General features: G+C 76.8%; 1 protein-coding gene. It reads left to right on the top strand.

All coding sequences use genetic code 11. The features are described 5' to 3' along the window. A partial coding sequence (locus ACIRBY_RS38625; protein ID WP_403910140.1) for an SDR family NAD(P)-dependent oxidoreductase occupies positions 1–4,533 on the top strand: 4,533 nt, incomplete at both ends.

Below are 4,533 nucleotides of genomic sequence, written 5' to 3'. Positions count from 1 at the left end.
GTCCTGTCGCTGGTGGACGCGGCGAAGCTGGTGGCCGCGCGGGGCCGGCTGATGCAGGAGCTTCCCTCCGGCGGTGTGATGGTCGCGGTCGAGGCGTCCGAGGAGGAGGTGCGGGAGCTGCTGGCCGGGTGCGAGGACCGGGCGGGTGTCGCCGCCGTCAACGGGCCGGCTTCCGTGGTGGTTTCGGGTGCCGAGGACGTGGTCGGCGAGTTGGCCGGGAAGCTGGCGGCCGAGGGTCGCAAGACCAAGGCCCTGACGGTCTCGCACGCCTTCCACTCGCCGCTGATGGACCCGATGCTCGACGCCTTCCGCGAGCTCGTCGAATCCGTTCCCTTCGCCGCACCGGCCCTTCCCGTGGTCTCCACCGTGACCGGCCGCCGCCTGGCGGCCGCCGAACTGGCCGACCCCGAGTACTGGGTGGGCCAGGTACGCGCCGCGGTCCGGTTCGCGGACGCGGTGCAGTACCTGGCGGACGCCGGAGCCTCGGTGTTCGTCGAGGTCGGGCCCGGGGGAGTGCTGTCCGGCCTGGCCCAGCCCCTGCTGGACGCGGACTCCGCGCACGCGGTGCCCCTGCTGCGCGCGGAGTCCCCCGAGGACCTGGCCGCGGCCTCCGCCCTGGCACGGCTGCACGTCCACGGAGTCCCGTGCGACCCGGCCGCCCCGTCCGGCGGCCGCGCCGGCCGCCCGACCCTCCACGACCTGCCCACCTACGCCTTCCAGCGGCGCCGCTACTGGCTGGAGTCCACGGCCTTCTCCGGCCGGCCCGCCGCCGACGCCGCCCGGGCCGCCGATCCGGCGGAGGCCGGGTTCTGGGACTCCGTGGAACGCGCCGACCCCGCCGCCTTCGCCGAGCGGCTCGGCCTCACCGACGAGGCGCCCCTCAGCTCGGTCCTGCCCGCCCTGTCCCTCTGGCGCCGCAACCATCGGGAGCGGTCCACGCTCGACGGCCGGCGCTACCGCATCGCCTGGCAGCCCGCACCCGCGCCCGCGACCGCCCCGGCCCGCCCCGGCGGCGGCTGGCTGGCCCTGCTCCCCGCCGCCCGCCCGGCCGACGACCCGTGGACGGCCGCCGTCCTGCGGGCCCTGGAGGAGCACGGCGCTACCGTACGGCCCCTGCCGGTCGAACCCGGCACCGGCCGGGAGGCACTCGCGGACCTGCTGCGCACCGCCGCCCACGACCACCCCGTCGACGGGATCCTGTCGCTGCTGGCCCTCGACGAGCAGCCGCACCGGTCCCACCCCGTCCTGGCGGAAGGGCTCGCCACCACCCTCGCGGCCATCCAGGCCCAGGGCGACGCGGGCCTCGACGCCCCCCTGTGGTGCGCCACCCGGGGCGCCGTCTCCACCGGCACCTCCGACCCGCTGCGCAGCCCCCACCAGGCGGCGGTCTGGGCCCTCGGCCGGACCGCCGCACTCGAACACCCCGCACGCTGGGGCGGCCTGGTCGACCTCCCCGAGGTGCTCGACGACCGCGCCGCCCGGCGGTTCGCGGCCGTCCTCGCGCACACCCACGCCGACGAGGACCAGCTGGCCGTGCGCGCCGCCGGCGTCTACGTACGCCGCCTGCTGCGCGCCCCCCAGGGGCGGTCCGGGCCGGCAGCGGAAGCCGCGTCCGCCGGGCGGCCGCACGGCACCGTCCTCATCACCGGCGGCACCGGAGCCCTCGGCGCCCACGTGGCCCGCCGGTTCGCCGGGGCCGGAGCGGCCCACCTGGTCCTCACCAGCCGCCGGGGAGCGGCGGCGTCCGGAGCCGAGGCCCTCCGCGCCGAACTCGAGGCCCTGGGCGCCCGGGTCACCATCGAGGCCTGCGATGTCGCCGACCGGGAGGCCGTGGCCCGGCTGCTGGCCGGCCTCCCGCAGGAACACCCCCTCACCGCCGTCGTCCACGCGGCCGGAGTGGGTACCCCGGCCATGCTGGCCGAGACGACCGCCGAGGAGTTCGCCGAGGTCCTCGCCGCCAAGACGGCCGGCGCCCGGCACCTCGACGAACTGCTGGCCGAGGAGACCGGGGCGCGCCCGCTCGACGCCTTCGTGCTCTTCTCGTCGATCTCCGGCGTGTGGGGCGCGGCCGGCCAGGCGGCCTACGCCGTGGCCAACGCCTCCCTCGACGCCCTCGCCGAACACCGCCGCGCCTGCGGGCTCGCCGCCACCGCCATCGCCTGGGGCCCCTGGGCCGGCGGCGGCATGGTCGAGGACGGCGACGCCGAGGAGCGGCTGCACAAGCGCGGGCTGCCCGCCCTCAGCCCGGCGTCGGCCCTCGCCGCCCTGGACGCCGCCCTCACCGCGGACGAGACGGCGGTGACCGTCGCCGACGTCGCCTGGGACCGCTTCGCGCCCTCCTTCACCCTGCTGCGCCCCAGCCCGCTGCTGAACGGCGTCCCCGAGGCCGTCGCAGCCCTCGCCGGGGCAGCCGCAGGAACGGCGTCCGACGGCCCGGACGACGGCGAACTCCCCGAGTTCGCCCGCCGCACCGCCGCCCTGACCGCCGCCGAGCAGGCCCGCGCCGTCCTCGCCCTGGTACGGGCCGAGGCCGCCGCCGTGCTCGGCCACCAGGACGCGGAAGCGGTCCCGGCCGACCGGGCCTTCCGCGAACTCGGCTTCGACTCCCTCACCGCCGTGGAACTGCGCAACCGCCTCGGCAGGACGACGGGGGTCCGGCTGCCGGCCACCCTCGTCTTCGACCACCCGTCCCCGTCCGCCCTGGCCGCCCACCTGCTGGCGGAACTGACCGCGGCCGTCACGGGCCGGGCCGCCGCCGCCCCCGCGCCGACGGCCACCGCCCGCAGCGCCGACGACGACGAGCCCCTCGCGATCGTCGCCATGAGCTGCCGCTACCCCGGCGAGGTGCGCAGCCCCGAGGACCTCTGGCGCCTCGTCGCCGAGGGCCGCGACGCGGTCGGCGGCTTCCCCGCCGACCGGGGCTGGGACCTGGACTCCCTCTACGACCCGGACCCCGACCGGCCCGGCACCACGTACGCGCGCGACGGCGGCTTCCTCCACGACGTCGCCGACTTCGACCCCTCCTTCTTCGGCATCTCGCCCCGCGAGGCCCTCGCCATGGACCCGCAGCAGCGGCTCCTGCTGGAGACGGCCTGGGAGGCCTTCGAACGCGCCGGCATGGACCCCACCTCCCTGCGCGGCACCGGCACCGGCGTGTTCATCGGCTCCGGCTACCAGGACTACGCCTCCCGCCTGCTGAGCGTCCCGCAGGACCTGGAGGGCTACATCGGCACCGGCAGTTCGGCCAGCGTCGTCTCCGGGCGCATCGCCTACTCCTTCGGCCTGGAGGGGCCGACGCTCACCGTCGACACGGCCTGCTCCTCCTCCCTCGTCGCCCTCCACCTCGCCGCGCAGGCCCTGCGGCGCGGCGAGTGCGACCTCGCCCTGGCCGGCGGGGTGACCGTGATGTCCACCCCCAACGCCTTCATCGAGTTCAGCCGGCAGCGCGGTCTGGCGGCCGACGGGCGGTGCAAGCCGTTCGCGGCGGCGGCCGACGGCACCGGCTGGGGCGAGGGCGTGGGCATGCTCCTGGTGGAGCGGCTCTCCGACGCCCACCGCCACGGCCACCCCGTACTGGCCCTCGTACGGGGCTCCGCGGTCAACCAGGACGGGGCCTCCAACGGCCTCACCGCCCCCAACGGCCCGGCCCAGCAGCGCGTCATCCGCCAGGCCCTCGCGAACGCCGGGCTGACGGCCGCCGACGTGGACGTGGTCGAGGCCCACGGCACCGGCACCACCCTCGGCGACCCGATCGAGGCGCAGGCGCTGCTGGCGACGTACGGGCAGGGGCGCTCGGAGGACCGGCCGCTGTGGCTGGGCTCCCTCAAGTCCAACATCGGGCACACCCAGGCCGCGGCCGGGGTGGGCGGGATCATCAAGATGGTCGAGGCCCTGCGCCACGGGGTCCTGCCCCGGACCCTCCACGTCGACGCGCCGACCCCGCACGTCGACTGGTCGGCGGGAGCCGTCGAACTGCTGACCGAGACCGTCGACTGGACGGCCGGAACGGAACACACCCGCCGGGCCGGCATCTCCTCCTTCGGCGTGAGCGGCACCAACGCCCACGTCATCATCGAGCAGCCGCCCGTCGAGCCCGCGGCGCCCGCCGAGTCCCGCCCCGAACCGAAGCCGGTCCCGTGGCTGATCTCCGGAACCGGACCCGAGGCCCTCCGCGAGCAGGCCGAGCGCCTCCTCGACCACGTCGAGCGCCATCCTTCCCTGGAACCGGCGGACGTGGCCCTGTCCTTGGCGAGCACGCGCGCGGCACTGGACCACCGCGCCGCCGTCCTCGGCACCCGACGGGAGGACTTCCTGCCCGCACTGCGCGCCCTGGCCGCCGACGACCCGTCCTCGAAGGAGGCGGACACGGCCCTGCGCGGCACGGCCGGCTCCCCGCCCGGCACGGCGTTCCTGTTCTCGGGTCAGGGGAGTCAGCGGGTGGGGATGGGGTGTGAGCTGTATGCGGCCTTCCCGGTGTTCGCGGATGCCTTCGATGCGGTGTGTGCGCATGTCGACGGGCATTTGGGCCGTTCG

It is taken from the genome of Streptomyces sp. NPDC096136 (assembly GCF_044763325.1).
Taxonomy (GTDB): Bacteria; Actinomycetota; Actinomycetes; order Streptomycetales; family Streptomycetaceae; genus Streptomyces.
Note: the sequence above shows the minus strand (reverse complement) of the source record. Positions and strands in the feature narration are given on the sequence as shown.